The 17,543-nt window shown below is 45.7% G+C and carries 15 protein-coding genes; 13 read left to right on the forward strand and 2 right to left on the reverse strand.

Going from position 1 to position 17,543, the window contains the following annotated elements; all coding sequences use genetic code 11:
- The first annotated feature begins 172 nt into the window (after positions 1-172).
- From JOE49_RS09300 to JOE49_RS09330, 7 genes are all read left to right on the forward strand, one after another.
- The gene (locus JOE49_RS09300) at positions 173-769 is read left to right on the forward strand and encodes a GNAT family N-acetyltransferase (protein WP_023986961.1); all 597 of its coding nucleotides are present in this window, start codon (positions 173-175) and stop codon (positions 767-769) included.
- A complete protein-coding gene (locus tag JOE49_RS09305; RefSeq protein ID WP_209940957.1) occupies positions 753-1,511 on the forward strand; it encodes an energy-coupling factor transporter transmembrane component T family protein in 759 nt (252 codons plus the stop codon). Before JOE49_RS09300 ends, JOE49_RS09305 begins: the two co-directional genes overlap by 17 nt.
- Positions 1,512-1,668: 157 nt before the next feature.
- Positions 1,669-2,256, forward strand: a complete 588-nt coding sequence (locus JOE49_RS09310; RefSeq protein WP_023986963.1) for an ECF transporter S component — start codon at positions 1,669-1,671, stop codon at positions 2,254-2,256.
- 56 nt (positions 2,257-2,312) lie between these two features.
- The gene (locus tag JOE49_RS09315; RefSeq protein WP_209940958.1) at positions 2,313-3,872 is read left to right on the forward strand and encodes an ABC transporter ATP-binding protein; all 1,560 of its coding nucleotides are present in this window, start codon (positions 2,313-2,315) and stop codon (positions 3,870-3,872) included.
- A 175-nt stretch (positions 3,873-4,047) separates the two neighbouring features.
- Positions 4,048-5,562, forward strand: coding sequence for an MDR family MFS transporter (locus tag JOE49_RS09320; RefSeq protein WP_209943581.1), 1,515 nt, complete (start codon positions 4,048-4,050; stop codon positions 5,560-5,562).
- A 609-nt stretch (positions 5,563-6,171) separates the two neighbouring features.
- Positions 6,172-7,671: a glycoside hydrolase family 68 protein gene (locus JOE49_RS09325; protein ID WP_023986966.1), complete on the forward strand. Its 1,500-nt coding sequence runs from the start codon at positions 6,172-6,174 to the stop codon at positions 7,669-7,671.
- Between the two features lie 106 nt (positions 7,672-7,777).
- Positions 7,778-9,370, forward strand: a complete 1,593-nt coding sequence (locus JOE49_RS09330; RefSeq protein ID WP_209940959.1) for a glycoside hydrolase family 32 protein — start codon at positions 7,778-7,780, stop codon at positions 9,368-9,370.
- A gap of 175 nt (positions 9,371-9,545) precedes the next feature.
- Here JOE49_RS09330 and JOE49_RS09335 read toward each other — a convergent pair whose 3' ends face one another.
- Complete coding sequence (locus tag JOE49_RS09335; protein WP_013369372.1) at positions 9,546-10,010, reverse strand: MarR family winged helix-turn-helix transcriptional regulator; 465 nt, start codon at positions 10,008-10,010, stop codon at positions 9,546-9,548.
- Between the two features lie 290 nt (positions 10,011-10,300).
- Between JOE49_RS09335 and JOE49_RS09340 the strand changes: the two genes are divergently transcribed.
- Positions 10,301-10,735 (forward strand): hypothetical protein, encoded by a 435-nt coding sequence (locus JOE49_RS09340; RefSeq protein WP_209940960.1) that lies wholly within the window; start codon positions 10,301-10,303, stop codon positions 10,733-10,735.
- Positions 10,736-10,941: 206 nt separating this feature from the next.
- On the forward strand, positions 10,942-12,279 hold the full coding sequence (locus JOE49_RS09345; protein ID WP_209940961.1) for an amino acid permease: 1,338 nt from the start codon (positions 10,942-10,944) through the stop codon (positions 12,277-12,279).
- Positions 12,280-12,300: 21 nt separating this feature from the next.
- Here the strand turns inward: JOE49_RS09345 and JOE49_RS09350 are convergent, their stop codons facing one another.
- Entirely contained in the window at positions 12,301-12,933 is a 633-nt protein-coding gene (locus JOE49_RS09350; RefSeq protein WP_029515810.1) for a LysE family transporter, read from the reverse strand.
- Positions 12,934-13,204: 271 nt separating this feature from the next.
- Between JOE49_RS09350 and JOE49_RS09355 the strand changes: the two genes are divergently transcribed.
- From JOE49_RS09355 to JOE49_RS09370, 4 genes are all read left to right on the forward strand, one after another.
- A complete protein-coding gene (locus JOE49_RS09355; RefSeq protein WP_209940962.1) occupies positions 13,205-14,173 on the forward strand; it encodes an SIS domain-containing protein in 969 nt (322 codons plus the stop codon).
- A gap of 28 nt (positions 14,174-14,201) precedes the next feature.
- Positions 14,202-15,014, forward strand: coding sequence for a PfkB family carbohydrate kinase (locus tag JOE49_RS09360; RefSeq protein WP_076295367.1), 813 nt, complete (start codon positions 14,202-14,204; stop codon positions 15,012-15,014).
- Positions 15,015-15,110: 96 nt separating this feature from the next.
- Positions 15,111-15,824 carry a GntR family transcriptional regulator gene (locus JOE49_RS09365; protein WP_028541026.1) on the forward strand — a complete coding sequence of 238 codons (714 nt, stop codon included), beginning with the start codon at positions 15,111-15,113 and terminating at the stop codon, positions 15,822-15,824.
- A gap of 135 nt (positions 15,825-15,959) precedes the next feature.
- Positions 15,960-17,543: an amidohydrolase gene (locus JOE49_RS09370; RefSeq protein WP_209940963.1), complete on the forward strand. Its 1,584-nt coding sequence runs from the start codon at positions 15,960-15,962 to the stop codon at positions 17,541-17,543.

A 17,543-nucleotide genomic window follows, 5' to 3' on the forward strand; every position in this document is an offset into this window, starting at 1 on the left:
GTTTAATCTCTTATAATATAGAAGATGCCCTTCTAATTCCTAATCCTAGGAACAGGAGGGCTATTTATATATTTAAGCTTCTCAGCTTTAAATAAGGTTGTGTTTGTTAAAGGTGTATGCTTAAATGTAGCGTATATTTATTGTCATTTTAATGTTGGAAGGATGATTGAACATGTGTGCATATGCATGTAAGGGGCATATACCACCGCTGGAAAGTCCTCGTCTTCGGCTGCGAAGGATGGAAAGCGGGGATGCGGCTACGATGTTCGCTTGCTGGTCTGACCCGGAGGTTCACCGTTATATGAACCTTTCTGGTATGTCAGGACGTGAGGATGCAGAGGATATGATTGAGTTGTTGAATGAGCTGGCGAAGACGGAGGATGCGCTGCGCTGGGGAATAGAACTGAAGGAGAATGGGAAGTTGATTGGAAGCTGTGGGTTTAATTATTGGCAGACGGAGGGAGCTTATAAAGCCGAGATTGGTTATGAGATAGCCAAGCCTTATTGGCGTCAGGGTTACATGACCGAGGCGCTACGCTTGGTGCTGTCATTCGGGTATAACACGATTCGGTTAAATCGGATCGAAGCGCTGGTGGACCCGCGTAATACAGGCTCGCAAGCCCTGCTGTCCTCGATGGGCTGGACACAGGAAGGACTGTTGCGGCAGGTACAGCATACATCTACAGGCTTTAAGGATATGCTGATGTATTCTTTACTGCATGAAGAATGGCTCAGACTGGAGGCACAACGAAATGCTGTTTCAGTATAACGGCGGTTCGTCGCCGCTGCACAGGCTAGGGCCGTTAAGTAAGCTAATATGGGTGGGGTGCTTTAGCCTCCTGTCGATGGCATGGGATTCGACGTTGCGGGAAGCAGCACTCTTGGCTGTACTGATTGCTGTGGCTGGCTTGGGCGCACGTTTGACCTTAGCACGCCAATTTCGGGCTATGTCGTTCCTGATTGGTTTAGGTATCCCGTATTTTATACTGTCTATCCTAGCGATTCGAGAAGGACATACCGTGGCTTCATGGGGACCCATTGTCATTACAGCAGAGGGACTGGATATCGCAGGGGCGTTAACGTTGCGGATTTTTGTGTTGTTTTTGGCATCTTATATCTATCTCTCGACGACGGATCCCCGAGATTTTGTGCAGGCATTGAATCTGCGCTTGCGTGTTCCTTATCGGTTTGCGTTCGGTATTTCAGTGGCACTGACGTTTCTCCCCTTATTGGAAGAAGAAGGGCGAACAATTATGGCAGCACGGCGTGTTCGTGGACAGGAACCACCACAAGGGTGGGGCAATCGGTTATCATGGTGGAGCGGGTATGCGGCTGCCGTGTTGGTGAATGCTGTAAGACGGGTTCAGCAGACGGCGCTGGCTATGGAGGGCAAAGGTTTCGGCGCTTATGCAGAACGGACATACCTTCGTACACTGAACAATGGGCGTGTAGGCAACTTATGTGCTGTGACTGCTGTATTAACTACGGCTGTTTTATGGTGGAGCTTATAAAGTGAAGCCTCTTATTTTTGTTCTTATTGTCAACCTGTAAAATATAATTAGGTTGACAATAAGGCTGCAAATGAATACATTTATACAGTAGCAGCTTGTACAAGGATCAGAGCTGTAATCTTATAGATTAGATAGGGAGAGGAGTCAAGAAATACATATGAAGGAATCTCGTATGTTTGCAAAGTTTACAACGCTGGATATCGTACTCATGGCGATGCTGGCCACGTTGAACGGCGTCATGACCGTGTATTTGTCGCTCATTAACAAAACATTAAACAGTCTGGGAGGGCCTATCGCAACTTCCGCTATTGTCGGGCTGTACATGATATACGGCTTGTTGGCCTATTATATTATTCGTAAGCCGGGTACGGCGGTTATTGCTTATGCATTTGGCGCGGTAGTGCAGTCTTTTATGGGCTCTGCCTATGGAATTGCTTCTATTATCGCGGCGGCTGTCTGCTATATGATTGCGGCTGAGTTGGTATTTGCCTTGTTGCGGTATCGGCGCTGGAACGCAGTTTCGCTGATGCTAGTGGGTGGGGCTATGGTTCCGCTGTGGTTTATTGTCGCAGCCAATATGTTTGGCTATATGCATTGGGGGTGGAAGGTGCTGACGATTGCACTGGTCGTTCGTATCCTGAGCGGCATTGTCCTGTGCGGTCTGCTGACGAAAGTGCTGGGCGATGCCTTAAATCGTACGGGACTGTTAAAACGGTTTGAACTGGGACGCGCTTCACGTGCATAGCCGTGGCTATGCATGTGGTTATATCTTCAACAATGGGGATCGAGGATATTTCAGTTATGATTGAACATAGCGATTATAATTCTAGCCGTAAAATAGCCGTATCCTTGAAGAATTTTGGCTATCGGTATGATGATCAGGTAGAGCCAGCGTTACATGGTCTGACACTGGACATTGCGGTGGGTGAGCATGTAGCCATTGTCGGAGCTAGTGGAAGTGGAAAGTCTACGCTATGTCAGCTGCTTCATGGTGGATTGTCCCGTTCCGGTGAGGGCGAACGGACAGGGGAGCTGACCGTGTACGGGATGGACCCCGATATCGCTGATCTGGCTACTGTCGCCACCACTGTTGGCGTCGTGCTTCAGGACCCGGATGCCCAGCTGGTGCAGGGAATCGTCGAAGATGAGATTGCTTTTGGGCCGGAGAACCTGCGCGTGCCTCCGGCAGAAATAGCGCAGCGCATTGCTGCTGCGCTGGAGGCCGTCGGCCTAGCTCCCGAGCGCGACTCCTTCGTGCGGCGCCTCTCGGGAGGCCAGCGCCAACGCACCGCGATTGCTGCGGTACTGGCGTTGGAAGCGCCGCTGGTCGTGTTCGACGACGCAGCTGCGCAGTTGGACCCGCCGGCTGTATGCGACTTCGTAGAGTTATGTCGGCGGCTCCATGCGGCGGGTCGGACGGTGGTTACCGTGTCCGGCCGCATAGACGATGGCGCGCGGACAGCGCAGCGCGTCATCGTCTTGAAGGGCGGGACCGTACAACTACAGGGTCCGCCCGAAACGCTGCTGCGCGAACATGGTGCGCAGCTGGTCGCCTTGGGGCTGCTCCCCTCTCCCGCAGGGAGGGGAGACATGCCGCGTGAGCCGGGGGTGAATCCCGGCTCAGCGGCGGACCGCGCTGGGCAGCCGTTGTTGGAGGTGAAGGGATTGACCTTCACCTATCCCGGTAGCCAGCGGACAGCGCTAAAGGGCGTGAGCCTAGCTCTTGCGCCCGGTGAACGAGCCGTGCTGCTGGGTGAGAACGGCTCGGGTAAAACCACGCTCGGCAAGCTGCTCATGGGCCTGCTTCCAGCACCGAAGGGGTGCATGCGGTGGGAGGGGCAGGATATGGCGAAGCTGCCCATTCACCAGCTGGCTGCCGGAATCGGCTATGTGTTCCAGCAGCCAGAGCATCAGTTTGCAGCTGCAACGGTATGGGAGGAGTGCTTGTACAGCGTGCGCGCCAAGCTTGGTTTACGGACCGGGGAGCCGGTTCCCGCCGCATATGTGGAACGGGCGCAGCGCTTACTGGCCGCCGCCAGGCTGGAGCACAGACTGGATGCCTCCCCGTACCTACTAAGTGGAGGCGAAAAAAGACTGTTGAGCGTTGCGGCACAGTTCATCTTGCCCAAAAAGCTATACATTCTGGATGAGCCTACCGCAGGAACGGATTACGAAGGGGCGAGAATTCTGCTCCGTATGTGCACAGAGCAGTCTGCCGAAGGTGCGGCTTTTCTGGTCATCACCCACGATATGCAGGTGGCTGAAAGCTTTGCCAGCGATGTTCTGTGCATGGAAGAGGGTCATCTCTATAAAGTGGAAAATAGTGAGATTTATCATACGATTACAGTTGACAAAAATTAACGACATGTAGACAATAATATATATACATCGTACAAAACAGGCGGCCTATATAGGCCGCCTGTTTACGATTATGCAGTGCGGGTAATAATCCAATCTGGAAAGGCAAACCGCGCACAGATACAACACAGTTTTTATAAGGGAAGGATTTGTGATTTGCTTGGCAAACGATAAACCCATGAAGCGCGGACTCGTGCTGACAGGTGTTCTATTGGCCACTTTTTTGGCCGCAATTGAAGGAACGGTTATCGGTCCGGCGGGACCGACGATTGTTAGCGAGCTGGGCAGCGTGAATTTGCTCAGTTGGATTTTTACGGCATATTTGCTGACTATGGCTGTGACCACACCCATTTTCGGCAAGCTTAGCGATTTGTTTGGCCGAAAACCCATATTTTTAATCGGCTGTTCGTTGTTTGTACTTGGCTCTTTGCTTTGTATGCTGGCTGGTAGTATGGAGCAACTTATTATCTACCGGGCCATTCAGGGTATTGGTGCGGGTGGTGTCATTCCTGTTACTTTTACCATCATCGGTGATATATACAAAATGGAGGAACGCGGCAAAGTCCAAGGCATGATTAGCTCCGTATGGGGGATTTCTTCCCTGATCGGGCCTCTCTTGGGTGGTTATGTGGTTACCTATTTTGGCTGGGAGTGGATTTTCGGTTTTAACGTTCCCTTTGGATTGCTGGCTATGTTCTTCATCGCCCGTTACTTGCGGGAACAGGTAAGCAAGCGTACTGCGCGTATCGACGTGCCGGGAGCGGTTACCTTTACCATCGGGATGACGGCCCTCTTGCTCGTATTGGCACTGGGCGGGCAGTATATCGGCTGGGCTTCTCCTGAATTGTTGGCCTTGGCTGCCGTAGCCATTTTGTTCCTGATTCTGTTTTTGGTTATCGAAAAACGCGCTCAGGAACCGATGGTGCCACTAAAGCTATTTCGGATACGGGATATCGCTTTTTCCTGTGCCGCAGCACTGTTAGTCAGCACCCTGCTGATCGGACTGACTAGCTATCTTCCACTATGGATTCAAGGTGTACACGGTGGAGATGCCGCTTCATCTGGTCTCGCGCTGGCTCCAATGTCCGTAGGCTGGCTATTTGGCTCCATGATCGGAGGACGCATTTTGCTGACCCTGGGCTCACGTCGAACCTCTTTGATTGGGCTGACCCTGATTGTTTTGGGGGCTTTCGTCATGACCTTGATGGGCCAAACGGCTCCGATCTGGCTGCTGTTCCTGTCTACATTGTTGTATGGACTGGGGTTTGGCTTCTCGATGACTGTGTTTACGATTATTGCCCAGTCCTCGGTCGGGTTCCAGTTGCGTGGCGCGTCTACAGCTTTGAATACATTCCTGCGCACGTTGGGGCAAACGATCGGGGTTGCAGCCTTCGGTTCATGGCTGAATTATCGCATTGCTGCCCAGACAGCAGATGGACAGCTTACACAGCAAGGGGTAACGCAGGAGGATATTAACGGTCTGCTTGCACCTCATGCTTCACAGAGTCTAAGTGACAAGGTTGCCGGATTACTTCGTTCTGTATTGGAAAACAGTCTGCATTCTCTGTTCGTTATCATGGTCGTTATTGCGGTTATTAGCTGGTTTGTCGTCCTCGGAATGCGGAACCGTCCGCCGGGCACTGAAGAAGAGGCAGATCAGCGCGTAAAGACACCACAAAGAGAACATGCATAAAAAATAATATAAATCTTTCATGATAAAGAGACAGTCCGGTACACCAAATAAGGGTCCGGGCTGTCTCTTTATGCAATGGTCTCTCCTCCTACTGTTTCAGCAAAATAGCCACCTCGTATAGGACCGATAAATTCCCCAGTATACAAAAAGGAGATAAAAATCCCCTAGAGTTGCTATATATTCATAGGGTATAGGTAACAAAATGGTAAAAAAGTCTTAAGATATTGTAACAAAAAATATGTTTCTGAATTGAGCTGTAGGGTACTAAGGAACCATTTTTTTGAACCCGCTTACAAATCGGGCTTTGTATGATTTATTTTAGAACGATTTTGCATGTGAATGAAGCAACCAACCTAGCAAAATGGGACACGGAAAAAAATCAAGTAGCAAATTATTCTGAATGTAATAGGAATGAAAAAAAAGGAATTTTCAGAAAATTACTAGGAAAATATGAGGATGAAATTCATAGAGGAACCTGTTTTTTTACCTCACATAATAGGGCTTTTCAGTCTATATCAATCGTTTGACATACCATATAAAATGGCCCTACCAACCAAAAAGTTGGGTTTCAAATCTAGAAGCATAATTAGATTAAGGGAGATGGAGTACTTGAAGTTTAACAAATGGTTCAGTAAAGCAGCCACTGCAACAGTAGCAACTACCTTGCTGTTAGGAGGCGGCGTTCAGGCTTTTGCCGAGGAAAATGATGCATCTGATCTCAAAACAGACAATGCATTTACCCAAATTACGCGTAATGACATGCTGAATATTTTCAAACAGCAAGGCAAAGAGAAATATGAGGTTCCGTCCTTCGATGCCTCTACAATTAAGAATATTCCTTCTGCTATTGGTCGCGACAGCTCAGGCAAGCTAATTGATTTCGATGTCTGGGACTCTTGGCCGTTACAAAATGCCGATGGCACAGTAGCCAATTACAAAGGGTATAATATCGTTTTTGGATTGGCAGGCGATCCTAAAAGAGGCGAGGATACATTCATATACCTGTTCTATCAAAAAGCGGGCAATACTTCACTGAGCGGCTGGAAAAATGCCGGCAGAGTATTTAAAGACAATGATAAATTGCTTGCCAACGATCCGATTCTAAAAAATCAGTCAGAAGAATGGTCAGGTTCAGCTACCTTAACCTCTGATGGACAAGTACGTTTATTTTATACCAGCAGACAGCCCTATGATCCGAATAACAAATTATACGGCAAGCAAACCTTGAGCACGGCTCAAATTAATGTCTCTCAGCCTGATGATAAGACACTGAAAGTAGATGGAGTCGAGGATTTGAAATCGATCTATGACGGTGGAGATGGGAAAACCTATCAAAATGTGCAGCAAAGCGTCGGAGTGGATATGGATAACCATACGTTTAGAGACCCTCACTATGTCGAGGATCAAGGCCACAAATATATTATATTTGAAGCCAATACAGGGACAGAGACAGGCTACCAAGGCGAAGATTCGCTTCAAAACTCAGCTTATTATGGCGGCAATAAGAAATTCTTCAGGGAAGAGCTTTCTAATCTGCAGCAAAGTCCTAAGAAAAAAGGAGCTGAGCTGGCGAACGGCGCACTGGGCATCGTTGAATTGAATGATGATTATACGTTGAAAAATGTAATGCCTCCTTTGATTGCTTCCAATCTGGTAACAGATGAAATTGAACGGGCGAATGTGTTCAAAATGAACGGTTTGTGGTATTTATTTACGAGTACAAGAGGTTCCAAGGTGACTGTAGATGCGATCGGAGACGATGATATTTACATGCTGGGTTATGTTTCTACTTCCTTGACAGGGCCTTATAAACCGTTGAATGGAACCGGTCTCGTTCTTCATCAGGATCTGGATCGTGATGATATTACCTGGACGTATGCCCATTTTGCTATCCCGCAAGGCAAAGGCAATAACGTAGTCGTTTCGAGTTATATGACTAATCGAGGGCTTTTCCCGGATCACAAATCTACTTTCGCGCCAAGCTTCCTGCTGAATATTAAAGGCTCGAAAACGTCTGTTGTGAAAAACGGTATTTTGGAGCAAGGGCAAATCACGGTTGATCCAACGAATGACAAAAAAGAATCTCCAAATGAGTATGGGAAGAAATAAGTAGGTATATGCAGTATGTCCGAAGGCGGCGGTTTGGTAGCTTACCGATCTGCCGTCCGTCGGACGATACATAACAATGCAATGAGAGGTAAGGAGGATCGTCATAATGAGAAAAAAAGCTCCCAAGAGCATTTGGATACGATCCGTTGTAATCATCACAGGCTTAACTATATTTATAGCTATGGGATGGAGTATGTACCAACAGGATGCAGCCAAACCCCAAAAACCTGCTGCAATTCCCAAAAATCAAGCTAATCAAAGTAAGCATACAACACCGACCTATCGGGCATCCTATCATTTTACTGTTCCGGATAAGTGGAAGAATGATCCTCAACGGCCCATTTATTTTGATGGAAAATATCATTATTACTATTTATATAATCGTGACTATCCCAAAAAGAACGGTACAGAATGGCGACATGCCACATCAACCGACCTGGTACATTGGAAAGATGAAGGGGTGGCGATTCCCAAATATACGAACCCGAATGGAGATCCTTGGTCCGGTTCGGTCGTGATCGATGTTAATAATACCGCGGGTTTTGGAAAAGGCACTCTAGTAGCCATTGTGACGCAGCCCTCCGCAGATGGCGGAAAGCAGGAACAATTTTTGTGGTACAGTAAGGACAAAGGCAAGACGTTTACTTCTTACCGCAACAAGCCTGTGATGTCCAACCCCGGTACAAAGGACTTCAGAGATCCCAAAATCATCCGAGATCCTCAACGTAATCAATGGGTGATGGTCATGGCAGAGGGAACAAAGATTGGCTTTTATGAGTCTGATAATTTAAAGAATTGGCGGTATACGAGTGGCTTTCAAACGGAAAATATCGGGCTTGTGGAGTGTCCTGACCTTTACCGGATGCGTGCGGATGATGGAACCTATCAATGGATTCTAGGCGTGAGCGCCAATAGCAAATCAACAGGCGGGCCCAACACGTATGCCTATTGGACGGGAGATTTTAATGGAGAAGCATTTCTCCCTGATCACAGTGAACCTGAGTGGCTGGATTATGGGTTTGACTGGTATGGTGCAGTTACGTTCGAGGAAGGAAAAGACAAAGATAAATATAGTCACCGTTATGCTCTGGCCTGGATGAACAATTGGGATTATGCCAATAACACGCCTACCCTAAAGGAAGGCTTTAATGGAATGGATTCGATTGTTCGCCAAATTCGACTGAAACATACGGCAGATGCTGGATATCGTTTGGTTTCACAGCCGGTGCCCAATTTGGAGCGATTCCAAACATCCAAAAAATCATTAGGAACGATTAAAGTAGAGGGTACTCACCGGCTTCCAGTAGCAGGCGATGCCTATCAGCTAGAGGCGGATGTATCTTGGTCCACGATTAAAAATGTAGGATTGAGGCTTCGAGAGTCGACGGATGGCAAGCGTCATGTCGATGTGGGTGTCTCAGTGGAAGGTCAATACTCTTACGTAAACAGAGCGAACACTGGGCAGCCGGATCAGAGTGGAAAATATGTAGAGAGCAAGGCGCCATTTGATCCCGATAAGAAAAAGGTACACCTGAACATTCTCGTCGATAAAACCAGTATTGAAGTGTTTGTCGATGGTGGAGAAGTAGCTTATTCCTCTTTAATATTTCCACGGTTAGAGGATCAGAAAATCACTCTGTTTTCCGATGGAGGTCCAGCAATTTTTAATAATGTAGTGGTCAAACACTTTAGTCGATAGTAGGTACTTATGCTGCTCGTAAGCTTGGGCATATTTCGCTCTATTCAGGTATATGAAAAGTCCACCCATGAATATAAGGGTGGACTTTTCTGTGTAAATCTAAATTTTCGTTTAGCACAGCTATAAGATTGTTCGTTTATTCACAAACGATCAGTTGCTAAAATTACTATTCGTTCTATTTGTGATAAGGTGACAGGTTATCAGCGCTACGGCCCAATTTTTTAAGCAAGCCGATGAGTTGATCTCTTTCGGTTTCACTGATTCCGCTAAAGGCACGTTCAATCTGACGTGTATAATCAGGATAAATTTCGTCCATGACACGTTGTCCTTCGTCCGTCAATTCTGCATATATAATCCGACGATCTTGGTCGCACGGGTGACGGTGCAAATAACCGCGGCTTTCCAGCTTGTCAATAACATAAGTGACATTTCCGCTTTGCAGAAGCAGCTTTGCTCCAATTTGTTGGATTGGCTGCGCGCCCTTGTGATATAAAACTTCCATCACGGCGAAGGCCGTTGGGTTGAAGCCCACCGTTTTGATGCCAGCAACCGCATGTTCGTTTACACTTTTGAATGACTTGGCAAACACGCTATACAAATGCATAGATTGCTGTGTCACCAATGTTCGGTAATCTATCATCTTCATTCCGCCTTTATGTATGGATTTGGGCATCCTTTGACCGCTCGGCTCGGATGACCGGGCAACCATACCCTTGTTACTAGCATAAAGGGATTTACGTAGCGAAAACATGCGATTTGTCACAGTAGCTGCTTTTTTAACTATTTAATTTCAAAGCTTTAAAGTAAATTTTTGAAAAATAAAGGTTTTGAATGTAAAAATACTGTTCCGGTTGGTTATATTAAAAATAACATACCTAACCTAATGAACCCCAATTAACAAAATAAGCTACTTCAGAGGAGATGAAACACATGGATACGGGTTCTTTCCGTTTTCAATTTCGTGATCCGCAGCAAGCCACCCAAGCCTGTGAAACATTAAAGGAAATTGGATACTCCGCCAGCACAAATGGTGACACAGGTCTCAGTGTTCATATTGAGAACCAGGATGTGTTGTCTGCATTGGAGATTTGCCAAGGCTATGAAGGAAGTATGATTGAGGTAGGAACTCTTTTCTCTAGACCGGATGCAATTCCCGATCTGCAAGGAAATGTCGGTGTACAAAATCCAGGTTATAGCCCGGAGGACTGGATTATCCCGGCGCACACGATCAACGAGGATTGGAGTGAAGCGTATAAAAACGGTTCCTCTCGAACGTACAGCAACACAACTGGGGAGCACAACGTCAGCTCTGATCAACAACCGGAAGACGAAGTGGATGGATTTTCTGGAAGCATCCATATTTGACCCAAATGATGACGCTATGTCGATTAGGCGGTTGTTTATGTTCCAAATGTTTTGTGAAGTAAAAAGCACCAGTAAACCTTGAGCGGGTTAGCTGGTGCTTTTTTATTGATAAAGAAGAGTCATTCATTCACATGAAATATATTGGAGAGGGCAATCTAAAGAATGGAGAGATCTGTCCCAAAATCTAGGAGTAGGGTGATTTTTTAATGGACAAACCGTCTGATATGCAAAAAGAACAAAAACTAAAATGGTGGCAACTTAGCTTGTTAGGAGTTGCAGGTACTATCGGTACAGGATATTTTCTGGGGTCCGGCTTAGCGATTTCTATTGGCGGTCCAGCCGTACTGATTGCATACTTTTTGGCAGCGGTTGGAACATATGTAGTGTTTGATGCTCTTTCGCGAATGACGGCAGATCATCCTGAACAGGGTTCCTTCCGTTCCTATGCCCAAAAAGCATTTGGAAGTTGGGCAGGATTCGGCAGTGGCTGGGTATATTGGTTTTCGGAACTCCTTATTAATGGGAGCCAGTTAACTGCGTTGTCTATATTCTCACGTTTTTGGTTTCCTCAGGTACCGATGTGGATCTTTGCGGCAGGCTTCGGGATTTTAGGGCTTGTGATTGTTTTTTTTGGCAATAAGGGTTTTGATCGAGTTGAAAATGTATTGGCCATCATTAAGATGGCAGCTATTGTTATGTTTCTGGTCTTGGCCGTAGCTCTTTTGGCAGGCTGGATCGGAGGAGGAAAATATAATCCAAAGCTCCCCAACAGTTACAAAGAGTTTTTCCCTACCGGCGGTATAGGATTGTGGTCATCTTTTATTTTTGCCTTTTATGCATACGGAGGTATTGAAGTGCTCGGAATTATGTCAAATCGGCTTCAAAAACCGGAGGATGCACCTAAAGCAGGAAAAGTAATGCTGGTTACACTGGTTGCAGTGTATGTGCTTTCGATTGGTCTGGCTGTGTCTATGGTGCCATTAAGTGCCTTTAACCCGAAAGAAAGTCCTTTTGTGCTTGCGCTCAGCAGCGATCATCTAGTTTTTGTGCCTCATTTATTTAATGGAGTGCTTATTATTGCAGGGTTCTCAACAATGACAGCATCCCTATATGCAGAGACATCAATGATGATTACGCTCGCACAGGAAGGAGATGCACCCACATTATTTTCACGGAAGTGGAAGGGTAAATATCCTCTATATGCACTTAGTTTGATCTCCGTTGGATTAATCTCAGCCATCGTAATGTCGTTGCTACTACCGGGAAAAGTATATGAATATATCACTACTGCAGCGGGTTTAATGCTGTTGTATAATTGGTGCTTTATTTTGCTGTCTTCAGGTAAGCTACTGGAATCGAGTAGATCAAACCATATTAAATGTTGGATTGGATTATTGTTGATAGCTATGGCTGTGGTCGGATCATTTTTTCATAAGCTTAGCCGCCCGGGAGTTTACATCAGCTTATTGCTTGTCTTGTTAATTGCAATATGTGACCTTATCGTACAATGGGTTCGCCGAAAACACACGAAGGTATCTCGGTAATTTTGCCAAGAAGCCAAAGAGTTAGTGTAAAAAAAGTAATTGAAATGCTTGTACACCAAAATAAAAGCCAAAACCGATAAGAGATAATCCAGACATCCAAGAGATGGTTTTAAGCAATCCGGTTTTTAGAAACCTACGGAAAATACTTGAAGCGGCTGCCATAGTCACATCCCAGAGTAGCACACCTAATACAATCGCTCCGCTAAAGATCATTAGCTGTTGTACTGGATATGTATTAGCTACGTTTGCGAGTATGGACCCGTAAATCCCAAGCCAGAACAGGATGGAGAGGGGATTGAATAATGACATCAGGAAGCCCGCTAGAAATGAGTTGGTTAGGGTATTACCATTTCCCCGTAATTCGGACTCTGAAATCACGCCAGCATTTTTAATACTTTCAACACCTGTATACACAAGCACGAAAAATCCAAACAACCATAAAAAAGCTTTGACAAACGGGGCATTAAGAAGGTGGATCATTCCCAAATAGACAAGCAGCATATAGATTATATCTGCGGTTATTGCACCAAGACCAATAAACCAGGCATGCCAAAACCCATTCTTAATACCTCGATCCAACTGTGCGGCATTAATCGGTCCAATGGGAGCGGAAAGTGACAAACCGAGAAAAATATAACTGATAAACGTATTAATGTCCTTTTTCCTCCTTGAGTAATATTGGATGTTATGTATTTGTCTATATTAGTTTATTCGGACAAACTCATCTGTAAGACCATTTTTTTGTACGTATATTGCAGGAGTAGCCTCTAATCCCGTACACAAAAGGATTAGAGCTTTTTTAATGACAGGTTATAAAAAAAGTCTATTTGATCGAATAATTGGGCTTGACACTTTTATTGAAAGCGCTTATATTTATCTCGTAAACAATACGTTATATAACGTTATATAAAAGGGAGAGATAACAATGAATGTACATCAGACGGTTCAAACGATTTATGAACAAGCGAGTGGGAAGATTTCAGAGGTTTATTTAGTAGCCTGCGGGGGCTCATTAGTCGATATGTATCCCTCAAAATATTTTCTGGATAGTGAAGCAAAGAAGCTGGTAGCAGGCATGTATACGGCGAATGAGTTTGTGCACGCGCTGCCAAAACGTTTAGGTAAAAACGCAGTAGTCATCGTTTGCTCCCATGGTGGAAACACGCCGGAATCGGTTGCGGCTGCTAAATCAGCCAAAGAGAAAGGCGCTTACACCATCGGCTTAACCCACAATAGTGAAGCGACACTGCTCAATTATTCCGATTATTCATTCCTCTACGAATGGGGAGATGAGAGCGATGTCAAAAATAATCCTATGGCTATTATTTTGGAGCTTACTGTTGAGCTGCTTCAAATCGCTGAAGGCTATGTGCATTATCAAGCTTTCCAGAACGGCTTGGGAGCAATCAATGGAATTATTAACCGGGCAAAAATACAAGTTGAACTGCGTGCCAGTGTGTTCGCTGACAAATATCGCAATGAAGATCTCTTCTATATTCTGACTAGCGGAGCTTCTTATGGACATGCCTACGGATTTGCTATCTGTTCTCTGATGGAAATGCAATGGCTCCATGCGGCTTCAATCCATTCCGGTGAATTTTTCCACGGTCCGTTTGAAGTAACGGATAAAGAAACTCCATTTATTCTGATGATCAACGAAGGACGCACACGGGCACTGGATGAGCGGGCACGGACTTTCCTAAGTCAATATGCCGAGAAAGTGGAAGTGATCGATGCGAAGGAGCTTGGAATCGGAACCATTGCCGACGAGGTCGTCGAGTTTTTTAACCCGGTTTTATTTTACAGCATTGTATGTGTTTATCGTGAAGCACTCGCAAATGTACGCAATCACCCACTGGAAACTCGCCGTTATATGGGCAAAGTAGCTTACTAAGCGCTCTTACCAACAGGAGGAAACCATCATGAAAGTTCTAGGCATTGGCGATAATGTGGTAGATAAATATGTTCATCTGCACATGATGTATCCTGGCGGCAATGCGCTTAATTTCAGTGTATTTGCCAAAAAAGCGGGAGTAGATGCAGCCTTTATAGGAGTATTCGGAGATGATAACGAAGCGCAGCATGTAGAACACATTCTCCGTGAGCTGGAAATTGACATTTCACGGTGCAGATATCACAGCGGTGAGAACGGCTGCGCACGTGTAACCCTGGAAGACGGAGACAGAGTATTTCTGGGCAGCAATGAGGGAGGAGTTACACGTCTCCATCCGCTGGAGCTGAGTGAAGAAGACAAGGCCTATGTTGGCGGGTTCGACCTTATACACACCGGCTTGTACAGTCATACAGGGCACTTGCTGCCTGAATTGGAGACACTGGGAATCCCTCTTTCTTTTGACTTTTCGGATGATTTCGTAGATGCACAAGTGGAGAAATATATTGCGTATGCCGATTTCGCTTTCTTCTCTTGCAGCCATATGACGGATGAAGAGACACAGAACTATATCCGCTCCAATCGAAAAAAAGAGGGGCAAATCCTGGTAGCCACACGCGGCGGAGATAGATCTATTGCCTATGATGGTACTAAGTTCTATTTTCAAATGCCTGATTCCGTTGACGCTGTGGATACGATGGGGGCAGGAGACTCTTATATAACCGCCTTTTTACTGAGTTTTTTAAAAAATAGCAACATTCAGGACGCTATGGCAGAAGGCTCGAGGGTTGCCGCCCAGAGCTGTCTGGTAGAAGGTTCTTTCGGATACGGCGTCCACTACTAATAAAATATTTTCAAATATCTTCACTTGTAAGAATATGTAACATTTGATACTCTAAGTGGGAGTAATATAACGTTATATGACAAGTGAGGGCACATTATGTTGAATTCAGACCAAGCAGAGCCATTATATATTCAATTACAAAAAGCAGTCAAAACCGCTATTCATAATGGAACATTTACGCAGGGAAGTCGTATACCGACCGAAACTGAGCTAAGCGAGACCTACAATGTAAGTCGAATTACCGTAAGAAAAGCAATTGCCGAATTGGTTCATGAAGGTTATCTGACCAAACGTCAAGGAAAAGGTACCTTTGTCAATGTACCCAAAATTGGGCGGAAGATTGAACATATTATCAGCTTTACAGCTGCCTGCAAATCCAACGGCCTCTCTTCACACAGTGTGGTCACAGAACGTGAAATCATAGAAGCAGATGAGGAAATTGCACATCAGTTGCAGCTGCCACAAGGAGAAAAAGTGTTATTTATTCAGCGCAAGAGATACGCCGGTGATCGACCGCTAATGCTGGAGAATAATCTTTATCCTTATGACCGATTTTCTTTTCTAATGGAAGAACAGTTGGAGGGCTCTGTATACGAACTGCTGCGTCATAAATACAGCATCGATCCTAACCAACCGGGAGAGACGATATTACAAATCGCTTTGGCGGATGAATACCAAGCAAAGCTGCTGGAGACGGCCATCGGACAGGCGTTGTTCTACATGCACACGATTATTTATGATCAGCATGGAAGCCCCGTTCATGTAGGTAAGCAGTACATCATTGGAGACCGTTATCAATTCTCAATATAAATCCATTGCCTGTTAGGTAATGTTATTCAGGTACGGCGCAGCTTCTGCTTCCACTTCATAAGAGAAGCAGAAGCAATATTATAACGTTATATTACGTTATGTTATAGGGCGGATAAATAATGAGGGGGTGAAATTGTGCAAGGGAAGAATGACACATTAGCGGACAAAGTTTTACTGTCAAATGCTATTTTTAATGGCTTAGAAAATGAAGCCTCGCCTGGGTTTATTGCACTGCGAGGAGAATGTATTGCAGCAGTGGGGCGTCCCGAGGAAGCACAAGCTTGGATAGGAGCGGGAACGGTTGTCTGTGATTTGGGTGATGCTTTTATCATGCCAGGAGTTCATGACAACCATGTATTTTTTACCGGATATATGTCGATGCATCGGGGCGTGGATTTGACTCATGCAGCCTCGATTGAAGAAGCAGTGGAATCAATGCTACAAGCGGCAAACAATCTTCCGCCAGGGAAAGATGTAACCGCTTACGGTTGGAGCGAGGAAGGATGGGGCAAGCTGCCTGAGCAAAGCTTGTTGGACGAGCTGTTCCCTGATCGGGCGGTAATTGCCATTAACCTAAATAAAAGCTACTGCTGGATGAACCGACTGGCTCAGGAGAAATATCAATTTTTGCCGGATCAATGCAGTGCTGAGGCACGCGCTTTGCTGCTCCAAGCTATGATGCAGGACCACAGTCTTGTCAAACAAGAGTTTATGGAGTTTTGCCGCATACTAGCTGCACGAGGAGTTACTTCCATAAAAGATATTGGCTTTGACCGGCATAGCGAGTTGCTGCCGATTCTAGAAGAATTGAAAGAAACAGGGGAACTGCCACTCCGATTTCATTTCTCGCTTGAACCCGTTGTTGAATCGCTTGATATTGCCACCGGTATGAAGTATAAAGCACTTTATAATGGAGACCTTATTCGTTTCCAAGGATACAAGCTGATGCTTGACGGTGTCGTAGCAGATCATACGGGGGACATGCTGGAACCTTACGCAGATATGCCCGGAGTAACGACTTTGAGGACGGTTGACTACAAAAAGATTGAAGCCTCTGTGCTGGAAGCAGACAGCCAAGGTATCAAATGCTGCCTAACTGCAGAAGGTGATGCTGCGATTCGCCAAGCGGTATCCATGATTGAAAAATGCCGCGAACAACAAGGTAATAACCTTATCAGACATTCGATCAGTGATCTAGAGTATCCTCATCCAGATGATCTGATCAGAATGGGTGAAAACGAAATTTTTGCCGAAGTCTACGCTCAAATCCTGCTACTGAATCCAACCTATGAAGAGGCCTATATGCCTGTTGTGGTAGGCAAAGGTAATGAAAATCGGTTTTATAATTATAAATCTATGCTGGAGGCTAATGTGCCAATAACCATTGGGACTGATCTGCCCTTATTTATCACGAGTGTTCCCGATTCACTGTACTCAGCTTCTCATCGGTTATTTCCGGACGGATCACCTGCTGGAGGCTGGTATCCCGATCGGGGGATGCCGCCATCCGAAGTTTTAAAGGCATGGACCATTAATGGAGCCAAACATTGTTATATGGAAGAGGTTACAGGCACGCTAGAGGCTGGAAAATATGCTGACATCGCCGTTTTTGATCGCGACCTCCTTAACGCATCCGCTGGTGACATCAGGGACGCCCAAGTGATATTGACCATTATGGGAGGGAAGGTTACGTATAACCATTCTTGGAATGAGGGATAA

Source organism: Paenibacillus sp. PvR133, from assembly GCF_017833155.1.
Classification (GTDB): domain Bacteria; phylum Bacillota; class Bacilli; order Paenibacillales; family Paenibacillaceae; genus Paenibacillus; species Paenibacillus polymyxa_B.

Excerpts from the sequence above, each read along its gene's own strand:
- JOE49_RS09300 (WP_023986961.1), top strand. The coding sequence starts at position 173 with ATGTGTGCATATGCATGTAAGGGGCATATACCACCGCTGGAAAGTCCT.
- JOE49_RS09305 (WP_209940957.1), top strand. The coding sequence starts at position 753 with ATGCTGTTTCAGTATAACGGCGGTTCGTCGCCGCTGCACAGGCTAGGG.
- JOE49_RS09310 (WP_023986963.1), top strand. The coding sequence starts at position 1,669 with ATGAAGGAATCTCGTATGTTTGCAAAGTTTACAACGCTGGATATCGTA.
- JOE49_RS09315 (WP_209940958.1), top strand. The coding sequence starts at position 2,313 with ATGATTGAACATAGCGATTATAATTCTAGCCGTAAAATAGCCGTATCC.
- JOE49_RS09320 (WP_209943581.1), top strand. The coding sequence starts at position 4,048 with ATGAAGCGCGGACTCGTGCTGACAGGTGTTCTATTGGCCACTTTTTTG.
- JOE49_RS09330 (WP_209940959.1), top strand. The coding sequence starts at position 7,778 with ATGAGAAAAAAAGCTCCCAAGAGCATTTGGATACGATCCGTTGTAATC.
- JOE49_RS09335 (WP_013369372.1), bottom strand. The coding sequence starts at position 10,010 with ATGATAGATTACCGAACATTGGTGACACAGCAATCTATGCATTTGTAT.
- JOE49_RS09340 (WP_209940960.1), top strand. The coding sequence starts at position 10,301 with ATGGATACGGGTTCTTTCCGTTTTCAATTTCGTGATCCGCAGCAAGCC.
- JOE49_RS09345 (WP_209940961.1), top strand. The coding sequence starts at position 10,942 with ATGGACAAACCGTCTGATATGCAAAAAGAACAAAAACTAAAATGGTGG.
- JOE49_RS09355 (WP_209940962.1), top strand. The coding sequence starts at position 13,205 with ATGAATGTACATCAGACGGTTCAAACGATTTATGAACAAGCGAGTGGG.
- JOE49_RS09360 (WP_076295367.1), top strand. The coding sequence starts at position 14,202 with ATGAAAGTTCTAGGCATTGGCGATAATGTGGTAGATAAATATGTTCAT.
- JOE49_RS09365 (WP_028541026.1), top strand. The coding sequence starts at position 15,111 with ATGTTGAATTCAGACCAAGCAGAGCCATTATATATTCAATTACAAAAA.